Here is an 11,808-nt window from a genome sequence, read left to right on the forward strand (position 1 = left end):
GGGCCCCGGTGCGCGTCACCTCGCCGGATGCGGCAGACCGGTTGCCGGTGCGCACGACCTGGCCGCCGACAGGGCGCGAGGGCGGCTGCTGGGTCACCGCGCCGCCTCGGTGCTGTTGGCACTGTTGTCGCTGTTGTCGCTGTCGGTGTGGAGGGGCCGGCCGGTGGCGGCCCGGGCGGCGGAGGTGCCGGGCACCATATCGCGGGCCTGGCGCAGCAGGTCTCCGGCCGGCTCCCAGTAGGCCAGCCCCACCAGGGTGCGGTCCTCGAAGGTCAGCGAGGTCAGGGAGGCCAGGGCGCACTGGCGCCGGCGCGGGTCATGGGCCAGGGAGCGTCCTTCCAGGAAGAGGCGCAGCGACCAGACGGGCAGCTGATGGGAGACGAGAAGAGCCTCGTGGCCCTCGGCGATGCCCAGCGCGGAGACGACGGCGCCGCGCATGCGTTCGACGATCTCGCGGTAGGGCTCGCCCCAGGAGGGGCGCAGCGGGTTGACGTAGCTGCTCCAGTTGGCGGGGTGGGCCAGGATCCAACGGTTGCGGTTGACGGCCACGCCCTCGAAGCTGTTGCCCGCCTCGATGAGCCGGGCGTCCGTCGTCGGCGTCAGGCCGAAGGCCGCGGCCGTGGGCGCTCCGGACTCGCGGGCCCGCTCCAGGGGCGAGGTGATGACCCGGGTGATGTCGTGCCCGGAGGCGGACAGGACATCGGCGACCTGTTGGGTCATCTGGTGGCCCAGGGTCGACAGGTGGTAGCCGGGCAGGCGGCCGTAGAGGATGCCCTCGGGGTTGTGCACCTCGCCGTGCCGCATGAGGTGGATCGTCGTGCGCGCCATGCGGTGATTCTCGCACGCCCGTCCACCTCGGTCAGCCACCGGGTCCCGTAGGGTGTTCCCCATGACGACTCGCAGTGCCTGGGGTCTCGGTCTGGCGACCGTAACCGACGACGGCAACACCCTTGACGTGTGGTACCCCCGCCCGGTTCTCGGCGATGAGCCCGAGGACGGCCATGCCAACCTCCTGTCGACCCTGAGCGCCATGGAGCGCCGCGACGAGGCCCGCGGCGTGCACACCACAGTGGTGCGCACCTGGGCCGATCTCGACGACGCCCCCCAGACGGTGGCCGGCGCCTACCTGCGCCTGCACGCTCTGTCCCACCGCCTGGCCAAGCCCAACACCGTCAACCTGGATGGGATCTTTTCCCGCCTGCCCAACGTGGTGTGGACCTCCGCTGGCCCCTGCCGCGCCGAGGACTTCGAGACCACCCGCACCCGCCTGCGCGCCGCTCTGGGGCGCCCGGTGCAGGTCCACTCGGTGGACAAGTTCCCCCGCATGACCGACTACGTCCTGCCCTCGGGCGTGCGCATCGGCAATGCCTCGAACGTGCGCCTGGGCGCCTACCTGTCCGAGGGCACCACGGTCATGCACGCCGGCTTCGTCAACTACAACGCCGGGACGCTGGGCCGCTCCATGGTCGAGGGCCGCATCTCCCAGGGCGTCATCATCGGTGACGGCTCCGACGTCGGCGGCGGCGCCTCCACCATGGGCATGCTCTCGGGCGGCGGCCGCCAGCGCGTGGCCCTGGGCGAGCGCTGCCTGCTGGGCGCGAACTCGGGGCTGGGGATCCCGCTGGGTGACGATTGCGTCGTCGAGGCTGGGCTGTACCTGACGGCCGGGACGAAAGTCTCCCTCATGCCGCAGGGCGGCGTGGTGCCCGGCAGCCACGGTCTGTTCAAGGAGCCGCGCGTGGTCTCGGCTCGCGAATTGGCCGGCGCCTCCAACGTCCTGTTCCGCCGCAACTCCCAGTCCGGTGCCGTCGAGGCGCTGGCCCGCGGCGGCAAGGGCATCGAGCTGACCTCGCCGCTGCAAGCCAACCAGTGAGCCACTGAGCCGGTCCCCCTCCTGCTTCTGGTCGACGCTGCTCCTGGCGACTCCCTCCACTTAATCATCAGGATGACACCGCGATGCACTCCAGACCGGAATCGCGCTCAGGAGGAGCCGGGTGCAGGGGTGGACGGGGTGCTCCATGAGCTCGGCCGTGGGGCCGGTCTCCACGAGGCGGCCGGCCTGGAGCACCACCGTGGTGTCGGCAAGGTAGCGGGCCGAGGCCAGGTCATGGGTGATGTAGAGGATGGACAGGCCCCGCTCCCGGCGCAGCCGTAGTAGCAGGTCGAGGACGCCGGCGCGCAGCGGGGCGTCCAGCATCGAGGTGGGTTCATCGGCTACTAGCACCTCAGGCTCGCAGGCCAGGGCCCTGGCGATGGCCACGCGCTGGCGCTGTCCACCGGAGAGCTCGTGGGGACGCGCCCCCAGGAGCTCAGGCTCCAGGCCGACGGCGTCCAGCAGCTCGGCCGCCTCGGCTGCGATGTCGGCCCGATCAACGGCGCCCCGGTGCACGGCGAGGGCCCGCCCCAGCGCATGCCCGACGGTGTGGGCCGGGTTGAGGGAGGCAAAGGGGTCCTGGAAGACCATTTGGACCCGTCTGCGGTAGCTGCGGGAGGCGCGGCGCGGTTCCTCGGCCAGGACGTCGCGCCCCTCCAGGAGGAGGCGCCCGGCGGTGGGGGTCTCCAGACGCGCGATGACGCGGGCGAGGGTCGACTTGCCCGAGCCGGTCCGCCCCACCAGGGCCAGGATCTCTCCGCGGTGCAGGGTCAGGTCGACGCCGTCCAGGGCACGGATAGTGCGCCGCGAGAGCAGCCCGCCGACGGGAAAGTCTTTGCGCAGTCCCTCGACCTCAAGAATCGGCTCAGCCAGCGTCTTCTTCCTGCGGCCGGGACGGAGCGGCAGCCCCGACACAAGAGCCTGCGTGGCCGGGTGGGCGGGTGAGGTGAGGATGCGGCGAGCCGGCCCCTCCTCCACGAGGCGGCCCGCCTCCATGACTCCGATGCGGTCACACACCCCGGCCATGAGGAACAGGTCGTGAGTGATGAGCAGGACGGAGAAGCTCAGGCGGGCCTTGAGATCAAGCACCAGTTCCATGATCTCCCGCTGGACGACGACGTCGAGGGCCGTGGTCGGCTCATCCAGGACGAGCAGGCGGGGCCTGAGGGCCAGGGCCATGGCGATGACGACGCGCTGGCGCTGCCCACCAGAGAGCTGATGGGGATAGGCGCGCAGGCGGTCGGACGAGATGCCGACGGACTCCAGCAGCTCGGCGGCGCGCTCGCGGGCGGTGCGCCGTCGTAGGCCATCGTGGGTGGTCAGGACGTCGGCGATCTGCTCGCCGATCGTCATGACGGGGTTGAGGGCGTTCATAGCGGCCTGGGGGACGATGGCGATCTCCCGCCAGCGCAGGCGGCGCAGCTCGCCCGCCTCCAGGGCCAGGACATTGCGCCCGCCCACCAGGACACGGCCGGAGGTGATACGCGCCGCGGGGCCCAGCAGTCGCATGATCGCGGCCGCGACCGTGGTCTTGCCGCAGCCGGAGGAACCGGCCAGGCCCATCACCTCATCCCGTCCGACGGCGAGGCTGAACCGGTCGACGCCGATGACGCGGCCACCTCCGCCGGGACGATCACCGGCGTCGTACTCGACGCTCAGGTCCTCGATACGTAGGACAGGTTCAGGGACGGCCCGGTTACCACTGTCCGGCTCGGCAGCTGGAGTTGGGGGCCGCTGCCTACCAGGCGCCCCAGAGGCCGCGCGGCGCAGGCCGGGATTGGTGGCCTCGTCGACGCCGGCGTTGATGAGGGCCAGGGCGTAGGCGACCAGCGCGATGGCGAGGCCCGAGGGCACGAAGGTCCACCAGCGGCCGGTCATGAGCGCGCCGTCGGTGGCGGCCCAGTAGAGGTTGGTGCCCCAGGACACGGAGTCGGAACGGCCGAGTCCCAGGAACTCGAGCCCGGCCTGGGCACCGATGGCGGAGTTGACGCAGCCCAGCAGCGTGGACATGACGACCGAGGCCATGTTGGGCAGCATCTCGCCCGCCATGATTCGCACCGGCCGTTCCCCGCTGACGACGGCGGCCTCCACGAAGTCCGTGCCGCGCAGGCTCATGGCCTGGGAGCGCAGGACGCGGGCGGCCCCGGCCCAGCCGGTGACGACGAGGACGATGAGGGTACTGCCCCACCCCGGCGGCATGTAGGCGGCCAGGACGACGAGCAGCGGTAGACCCGGCAGCAGGAGGAAGACGTTGGTGGCCACGGACAGCAGGCCGTCGACCGTTCTTCCCAGGTGGGCGGAGGCCAGGGCGACGACGAGGGCCACGAGCGTCGCCAGCACGCCGGCACCCAGGCCCACGGCCAGCGAGGAACGGGCGCCCCACAGGGTCATGGCGAGCACGTCCTGACCCTTCGGCGTCACGCCGAACCAGTGGGCCGGGCTCGGGGCAGCGGCCGGGGCACCCGTGATGCGGGCGGGATCGCCGGGGCTGATGACGGGCGCCAGGAGCGCGGCGATGATGAGCGGGGCCAGAACCACCACCCCAGTCCGGGCCCGGCGGGAGCGGGTCAGGGAGGCGAGCAGGCCGGTCAAGGGGCTGCCGCACCGTTGAGCGCGCCGTCGGGTGCGCTGCTGGAGGTACCGGCGGGCCGGGCTCATGACTCCCCCTGCCCGCCGGCGCGCACGCGGGGATCGAGGCGGACGTAGACGAGGTCCACCAGGAGGTTCGCGGCCAGGACGGCGGCGGTGATGGTCAGGAAGATTCCCTGCATGAGCGGGTAGTCCAGGGCGCCCACGGCGCTGAAGAGCTGGTAGCCGATGCCGGGGTAGGCGAAGACGACCTCGGTGAGTATCGAGCCGCCGACGATGAAGCCCAGCGACATGCCGATGCTGGTCACCGTGGGCAGCATGGCGTTGCGGGCGGCGTAGCGCAGCATGATCCGCGGGCGCGTGAGCCCCTTGGCCTCGGCCAGGAGGATGTAGTCCTGGGAGGCTGTGGCGATCATCGTGTTGCGCATCCCCAGGGCCCAGCCGCCCAGGGAGACCGCCACGATGGTGAGGGCCGGCAGTGCGAGGTGCTGTGCGACGTCGGCCAGGAAGGCGGGGCTGGACCAGTCCACGACGGTCCCGGCGGTGTAGGCGTGGCGCAGCGGGAACCAGCCCAGGCCCATCCCGAGAAGGTAGAGGGAGCCCATGGCCAGCCAGAAGTAGGGGAAGGAGCCGAGGAAGACCAGGAGGGGCACGAAGATCGAGTCGACCACTCCCCCGCGCCGCCATGCAGCCAGGATTCCCAACAGGCTGCCGACGCCGGCCGCGATGACCAGGGCGACACCGCCCAGCAGGACGGTCCAGCCGATCTGGCTGCCGATCACCTCGCTGACCGGTGCCGGGAAGCGGGAGATGGATACGCCCAGGTCCCCGGTGAGGATGGACTTGAGGTAGCGGAGGTACTGCTGCCACAGGGGTGCGTCATCGAGCCCAAACAGCCGGCGCAGCTGGAGGGCCTGCGTCTCGGTGAGGCGGGCGCCGGAGCGGGCGAACATGCGTGAGACGGGGTCGCCGGGCATGAGCCGGGGCAGGAGGAAGTTGAGGGTGACCGAGGCCCAGAAGGCCAGGAGGTAGTAGCCCAGGCGCTTGAGGATGTAGGCCACCGGCGCGCGCCTCCTTCCCGAGCATCGAGCGGCAAGCTGCTGTGGGCGACTCGATCCGCCGCCCGGGATAGTGTCCCCGTTCCGGCCGGGTGGCCGGTAGCCTCGCGAGCCCCACGGCGTGGGGCGGCCGCCGGCGGGGCGGCTCAGCCGCGGGGCCTGAGGGCGTTGAGGACCAGGACGGTGGTGGCGGCGCGGGTGCTCAGTGAGGCGTAGGGGTTGTCCCGGTTGGGCCAGCCGGTGAAGTTCTCGTCGGTGTAGGCGCCCCAGACGGGACCGGGGAACAGGGGGATGACGGGCAGCTGGTCGGCGTAGCGCTGCTGGATCTGGCGGCAGATCTCGATCTGGCCGGCCTGATCGGTGGCGGCGGCGAACCGGCTGAGCAGGGCGGTGGCCTGCTCGTCGCCGAAGCGGTGGTAATTCTCCAGGGCGTGGGTGCCGATGGGCTTGACCTTCTGGGTGCTCATGGTCGCCTCGTAGTAGGTGTACGGGGTGGCGCCCAGGGAGGACCAGCACACGGCGGTCTCGAAGGTTCCGGTCTCCAGTGCGGCGGTGACCTCGGTCCAGTCAGGTGAGTCGACGGTGGCGCTGATGCCGATGTCGGCGAGGTTCTGGACGATGATCCGGGCGACGCTGAGCCAGTCCGACGACGTCGAGCCCACCTGGATCGTCAGGGTGAGCGGCTTGCCGTCCAGGCCCAGGCGCTTGGAGTCCGCCCCGAGGACGTAGCCGGCGGCGTCAAGGGCAGCGGTGGCAGCGGCCTTGTCGTAGGTGCACAGGGGCGCGGCGGCCACGGCCGGGTCCTTCCATGTCTGGAAGCTCTCGCTCAAACCGGTGGGGTCGGCGGGCTGGGCGTAGCCGGACATGCCGGTGGCGCAGATGGTCTTGCGGTCGATGGCCTGGCTGAGGGCCTTACGGAAAGCGGGGTCGTTGTAGGGGGCCTTGGTGGTGTTGAGGGTCCACTGGATGGTGGAGTCGGCTCCGGGGAACCAGTAATGGCGGTGGGCGGGGTCCTTGTCGATGTAGGCGGTCTGGATGTCGGCCATATACTGCGGCGCCCAGTCGACGTCGCCGCTGACGGCGGCCAGATTGGCGCTGTCGTTGCCGGCGAAGGCCAGCATGCGGATGCCGGGGAGCGAGTCTTGGTCGGCGGTGCGGCCGGTGCTGGAGGCGCCGGCGTCGTCCTGGCGGTTGTTGCCCCAGTAGGTGGGGTTGGGCATGAGGTCGAAGGACTGGGCCTGGAAGTTGGCGACCCGGGTGAAGGGGCCGGTGGCGATGGGTTCGGGGTTGGGGTACTCGGCCGGTTCGGAGATGGCGGACCACACGTGGTCGGGGGCGATGAGCTGGCTGCCGAGCTCCTGCAGGGCGACGGAGTAGGGGCGGGTGAAGGTGAGGGTGACTGCGGTGGCGTTGTTGACGGTCACGGAATCGAGGTAGTCGTAGCCGCCGGTGACGGCGCGGTGGACGGCGAAGGTGGTGACCACGTCCTTGGCCACCAGCGGTCTGCCGTCGGACCAGGTGACGCCGGGGCGCAGGTAGAAGGTGAGGGCGGTGGCGCCGTCGGACATCGCCCAGGAGTCGGCGAGCCAGGGGGTGACCTCGCCGCTGAGGGGGTTGACGATGAGGAGGGGCTCGTAGATGGCCTGCCCGGTCATGGGGGCGCTGTTGGTGGTGAAGGGGTTGAAGTTGCGGATGAAGGTGCCCGTGTCCTCTCGCGGGATTGTCAGCAGGCGCGGACCGTCGGCTTTTCTGGAGCAGCCGGAGGCGGCCAGGAGGACGGCGAGGGCACCTGTGGCGCCTCCAGTCAGGACCTGACGGCGGGAGGGGCCGGAGGTGCGCGGCGAGACTGGCGAGACCAGTGAGACCGGCGCGCCCGGTAAGACCGGTGAGACCTCAACGGGCACGGCTGGTCCTTTCGTCCATGGAGCTCATACTTCCTGGGCGAGGTTATCGCGCGGCCGGTTCGCCTTGATAACGGAGGCGGGGGCCGCCGCGCCCGCGGGAGCGCCGCGAGCGCGACAGGCCCGTCTTCGGGCCGACCCTATGAAACATAGTGTTCACACTCTATGCCAGTATCAAGGTGTTCGTTATCATAGTCATGGGTTGTTCTGCGCAAAGGAGGGGAGACCAGATGGCTGCAACGTCCACGGCCGTCCGCACCCCCGAGGCTGCTCAGCCCGTTGGTGACGCACTGCCGCCCCGGCGCAGGCGCCGCGTCCCTGTGTGGGCATCGCAGCGCGTCCTCAAGGCGACGATGGCGATCACCGGCACGATCATGGCCCTGTTCGTCGTGGTCCATATGGTCGGCAATCTCAAAGTTCTCGCAGGACCAGAGGCGTTCAACGGCTACGCCGCCTGGCTGCGGCAGGTCGCCTACCCGCTCCTGCCGCACGAGGGACTCCTGTGGGCGATGCGCTTGGCCCTGGGGGCCTGCATCGCGGCGCACATCGCGGCGGGGATCGCGCTGTGGCGACGTGCGAGGGGCGCTCGCGGAGCCTTCCGGCGCCGGGCCCTGCCCGCCCGCACCATCGGCGCCCGCTCCATGCTGGTGACCGGCGCCCTCATCGGGGTCTTCGTCCTCATCCACATTCTCGACCTGACCATCGGCTGTCTCATCGCCCCTGAGAGCTTCCAGGCACCGACGACGTCGAACGGCGAGCTGCAGGTCAGCGCCTACCACAACCTCGTGGCGAGCCTGTCGCGCCCCGGCATGGCGGTCTTCTACAGCCTGGTCATGCTGGCGCTCTCCCTCCATCTGGCGCAGGGCCTGTGGAACGTGGTCATCGACCTGGGCGGCACCGGCCCCAGGCTGCGAAAGGTGTGTCGCGCCGTCGCCCTGGCCGTGGCCCTGACCATCGCGGTCGTCAACGGCCTGTTGCCCGTCCTCATCTGCACGGGGGTGATCGGATGAGCACGAGCGCACCGCGGGCCGTCGGTGGCCTGTACGACATCGGCGAGGATCTTGATGCGCATCTGCCGGACTGCCCGCCCGAGCAGGCCTGGGAGCGTCGGCGCGACGAGTACCGCCTGGTCAATCCCGCCAACCGCCGCAAGCTGACCGTCATCGTGGTGGGCGCCGGCCTGGCCGGTGCCGGGGCAGCCGCAGCCTTGGGGCGCCTGGGCTACCGGGTGGAGTGCTTCAGCCTGCACGACGCCCCGCGCCGCGCCCACTCGGTGGCCGCGCAGGGCGGGATCAACGCCGCCCGGGCCCGCAAGGTCGACGGCGACTCGCTGACGCGCTTCGTCAAGGACACCGTCAAGGGCGGGGACTACCGGGGGCGGGAGGCCGACGTCGTGCGCCTGGGGCTGGAGTCCGGCCGGGTCATCGACCACATGGAGGCGATCGGTGCGCCCTTCGCCCGTGAGTACGGCGGCCAGCTCGCCACCCGCTCCTTCGGCGGGGTGCAGGTCTCGCGCACCTACTACACGCGCGGACAGACCGGTCAGCAGTTGGAGATCGCCTGTGCCCAGGCGCTCCAGGAGCAGATCGCCGCCGGGAGCGTCCACATGCACACCCGCACCGAGATGCTCGACCTCATCGTGGCCGACTCCCGTGCTAAGGGCATCGTCGCCCGGGACCTGCTCTCCGGCGAGGTGCGGGCCCACACCGCTCACGCCGTCGTGCTGGCCACCGGCGGCTACGGCAGCGTCTACCACTACTCGACCCTGGCCATGGCCTCCAACGCCACCGCCACCTGGCGCGCCCACCGGCGCGGGGCGGCCTTCGCCTCCGCCTGCATGGTGCAGTTCCACCCCACGGCCCTGCCCGTGAGCTCCCACTGGCAGTCCAAGACCACGCTCATGAGCGAGTCCCTGCGCAACGACGGGCGCATCTGGGTGCCCGTGCGCCCCGGGGATGAGCGGCCCCCGAACGACATCCCCGAGGACGAGCGCGACTACTACTTGGAGCGCAAGTACCCGGCCTTCGGCAACCTCACCCCGCGCGACGTCGCCTCGCGCAACGCCCGCGAGCAGATCGAGTCCGGCCGCGGCGTCGGGCCGCTGCGCAACTCGGTCTACCTCGACTTCCGCGACGCCCTGGAGCGACTGGGCAAGGAGACCATCGCCTCGCGCTACGGCAACCTGTTCGAGATGTACCTCGACGCCACCGGGGAGGACCCCTACGAGGTTCCCATGCGCATCGCCCCGGGCGCCCACTTCACCATGGGCGGGCTGTGGGTGGACTTCGACCAGATGTCCACCATCCCGGGGCTGTTCGTGGGCGGGGAGGCCTCGAACAACTACCACGGCGCCAACCGCCTGGGAGCGAACTCGCTGCTGAGCGCCAGCGTGGACGGATGGTTCGTGCTTCCGCTGGCGGTGCCGAACTACCTGGCCGGGCTGGTGGGCAGCAAGCCCCTGAGCCCCGACGCGCCGGAGGCGCTTCAGGCCGTGACCGACACCCGCAAGCGCATTGAGGCGCTCATGGCGGTGGGCGGGACCCACCGCCCCGTGTGGTTCCACCGCCGTCTGGGTGAGGTCCTCTACGCCGGCTGCGGGGTCAGCCGCTCCGAGGCGGGGCTGCTGCGCGCCCTGGAGGAGGTGCGCGCCCTGCGCGAGGAGTTCTGGGCCGATGTCAAGGTGGTCGGCGGCCAGGCGCGCCTCAACCAGGAGCTGGAGAAGGCGCTACGGGTCGCCGACTTCCTGGAGCTGGCGGAGGTCATGATCCTCGACGCCCTGGACCGGCGCGAGTCCGCCGGCGCCCACTTCCGCGAGGAGTACGCGACCCAGGGCGGCGAGACCCAGCGCAATGACGAGACCTGGTGCTCCGTCTCGGCCTGGCAGACGGGGCCCGACGGCGGGCACACGCGCCGCACGGAGCCACTGAGCTTCTCGCTGGTACCCATGCAAGTGAGGGACTACCGATGAGGATCGAGCTGGAGATCTGGCGGCAGGACGGGCCGCGGGCGCGGGGCTTCTTCGAGAGCCACGTGGTGGAGGACGCCGAGCCGCAGATGAGTCTGCTCGAGCTGCTCGACCGCCTCAACGACCAGATCATCGAGGCCGGTGGCGAGCCGGTGGTCTTCGAGTCGGACTGCCGGGAGGGGGTGTGCGGGGCCTGCGGCTTCCTCGTCAACGGGGTGCCGCACGGGCCGATGGACACGACGCCGGCCTGCCGTCAGCACCTGCGGGCCTTCCCGGGGGTGACGCACTTCCGGTTGGAGCCGTGGAGGTCGGCGGCCTTCCCGGTCATCCGGGACCTGGCGGTGGATCGCACGGCGCTCGACGAGCTCATCCGGGTGGGCGGAACCGTGGACGTGGCCGCGGGGACCGCCCCGGACGCCGACGACGTCGCCCAGGGGCATCTGCAGGCCGAGCGGGCGCTGGACTTCGCCGCCTGCATCGGCTGCGGGGCCTGCGTGGCGGCATGCCCGAACGGGGCGGCGGCGCTCTTCGCAGGGGCGAAGCTGGCGCACCTGTCGCTCATGCCGGCCGGGCGCATCGAGCGGGGACGCCGAGCCCGGGCAATGACTCGGGAGCTCGATGAGCTCTTCGGGCCGTGCTCGGAGTACGGCGAGTGCGTGCCGGCGTGCCCGGCGGGGATCCCGATCGAGGCGATCGCGTTGCTCAACCGGGAGGTGCTGCGCGCCGGTCTGCGCGGCGCCACCCGCGACGACTGACGCCACCCATGCCACCAGGGCCGACGACCGGCTCCCGGAGCTCGCAGGAAGAGCGGGGATCAGGACTCGGGCTTGTGGGCGACGAGGGCGATGCCGACCATGTCCTTCTCGTAGCGCTTGAAGGTGCGGGCCATCTCCTGAACGCGCCCGCGCAGCTCCTTGTCCGCGGCGACGTTGCGCGCGATCCGCAGGAAGCCGCCCAGCCCCTCGTCACGGATGTTGCGCCCGACCTTGAGCAGGGCCATGGGGGCGGTGTCGACCCAGTCGACGACGAGCCCGGCGTCCTCCATGAGCTCCTTCCAGGCGGCGGCCGTCATAGGGCGGGCGTTGACGTGGATGGAGCGGGCCAGGTCGCGGCGCAGCTCGGTGTAGTACTCCTCGTCGATGTCGTCGGGGATGACGCCGAGCTCGTGGATGGCGTAGCGCCCGCCCGGGCGCAGGACGCGGGCGGCCTCGGCGACGATGGCGGCCTTGCCCTTGTCCCCCTGCATGGTGAGCATGGCCTCGCCGACGACGACGTCGGCACTGGCGTCGTCCAGGCCGGTGTCGGCGGCCTCACCCTGGCGGACGGTGCCGAGGTCCCCGACGACGGCGGCCACGCGCCGGGCGGCGTCGGGGTCGCGGTCGATGGCCGTGTAGGAGGCGGGGCGGTCCTTGATGATCTCGG

General features: G+C 71.2%; 9 protein-coding genes. 4 read left to right on the top strand and 5 right to left on the bottom strand.

Annotated elements, in window-relative coordinates:
* Positions 1–93: 93 nt before the first annotated feature.
* A complete protein-coding gene (locus HMPREF0975_RS10555) occupies positions 94–828 on the bottom strand; it encodes a histidine phosphatase family protein (protein WP_009234161.1) in 735 nt (244 codons plus the stop codon).
* A gap of 61 nt (positions 829–889) precedes the next feature.
* Between HMPREF0975_RS10555 and dapD the strand changes: the two genes are divergently transcribed.
* On the top strand, positions 890–1,873 hold the full coding sequence (gene dapD / locus HMPREF0975_RS10560; protein ID WP_009234162.1) for a 2,3,4,5-tetrahydropyridine-2,6-dicarboxylate N-succinyltransferase: 984 nt from the start codon (positions 890–892) through the stop codon (positions 1,871–1,873).
* A gap of 60 nt (positions 1,874–1,933) precedes the next feature.
* Here the strand turns inward: dapD and HMPREF0975_RS10565 are convergent, their stop codons facing one another.
* The 3 genes from HMPREF0975_RS10565 to HMPREF0975_RS10575 form a co-directional block, all read right to left on the bottom strand.
* A complete protein-coding gene (locus HMPREF0975_RS10565) occupies positions 1,934–4,531 on the bottom strand; it encodes an ABC transporter ATP-binding protein/permease (RefSeq protein WP_009234163.1) in 2,598 nt (865 codons plus the stop codon).
* Positions 4,528–5,523: an ABC transporter permease gene (locus HMPREF0975_RS10570; protein WP_009234164.1), complete on the bottom strand. Its 996-nt coding sequence runs from the start codon at positions 5,521–5,523 to the stop codon at positions 4,528–4,530. Before HMPREF0975_RS10570 ends, HMPREF0975_RS10565 begins: the two co-directional genes overlap by 4 nt.
* 143 nt (positions 5,524–5,666) lie before the next feature.
* On the bottom strand, positions 5,667–7,424 hold the full coding sequence (locus tag HMPREF0975_RS10575) for an ABC transporter substrate-binding protein (protein ID WP_009234165.1): 1,758 nt from the start codon (positions 7,422–7,424) through the stop codon (positions 5,667–5,669).
* A 227-nt stretch (positions 7,425–7,651) separates the two neighbouring features.
* Between HMPREF0975_RS10575 and HMPREF0975_RS10580 the strand changes: the two genes are divergently transcribed.
* The 3 genes from HMPREF0975_RS10580 to HMPREF0975_RS10590 are packed head-to-tail and all read left to right on the top strand — an operon-like array spanning position 7,652 to position 11,141.
* On the top strand, positions 7,652–8,431 hold the full coding sequence (locus HMPREF0975_RS10580; RefSeq protein ID WP_009234166.1) for a succinate dehydrogenase cytochrome b subunit: 780 nt from the start codon (positions 7,652–7,654) through the stop codon (positions 8,429–8,431).
* A complete protein-coding gene (locus tag HMPREF0975_RS10585; RefSeq protein WP_009234167.1) occupies positions 8,428–10,389 on the top strand; it encodes a fumarate reductase/succinate dehydrogenase flavoprotein subunit in 1,962 nt (653 codons plus the stop codon). Before HMPREF0975_RS10580 ends, HMPREF0975_RS10585 begins: the two co-directional genes overlap by 4 nt.
* Positions 10,386–11,141, top strand: coding sequence for a succinate dehydrogenase/fumarate reductase iron-sulfur subunit (locus tag HMPREF0975_RS10590; protein ID WP_009234168.1), 756 nt, complete (start codon positions 10,386–10,388; stop codon positions 11,139–11,141). Before HMPREF0975_RS10585 ends, HMPREF0975_RS10590 begins: the two co-directional genes overlap by 4 nt.
* A gap of 59 nt (positions 11,142–11,200) precedes the next feature.
* Here the strand turns inward: HMPREF0975_RS10590 and HMPREF0975_RS10595 are convergent.
* Positions 11,201–11,808, bottom strand: a 608-nt coding sequence (locus tag HMPREF0975_RS10595) for a class I SAM-dependent methyltransferase (RefSeq protein ID WP_009234169.1), incomplete at its 5' end; no start/stop codon positions are given.

Origin of the sequence: Actinomyces sp. oral taxon 849 str. F0330 (assembly GCF_000239715.1) — a bacterium.
GTDB classification, from domain to species: Bacteria; Actinomycetota; Actinomycetes; order Actinomycetales; family Actinomycetaceae; genus Actinomyces; species Actinomyces johnsonii.